1 protein-coding gene is annotated in these 247 nt (G+C 66.4%); it reads right to left on the reverse strand.

Annotation, left to right across the window (positions count from 1 at the left end):
- Positions 1-247: aconitase family protein (locus AC1RO3_RS09345; RefSeq protein ID WP_481764143.1), on the reverse strand; the 247-nt coding region annotated here is incomplete at both ends.

Raw genomic sequence — 247 nt, forward strand, 5'->3', positions numbered from 1 at the left:
CGTATCGGCCCACAGGCCCGCTGCCTTCGCGTAGGTCTCGACCAGCTTCACCTGCTCGTCGCTGCGGCCGGTGAGGCGCAGGTAGTCGATCGTCTGGCCGTCGATGAAGAACATCGCGGCGGTCGCGCCGTATTCGGGCGCCATGTTCGAGATCGTCGCGCGATCGCCGAGCGTGAGGCTCGCCGCGCCTTCGCCGCGGAATTCCAGGTACGCGCCGACCACTTTTTCCTTGCGCAGGAACTCGGTT

The sequence above is a fragment of the Dellaglioa sp. CoH-57-MRSF-19 genome (assembly GCF_056781975.1).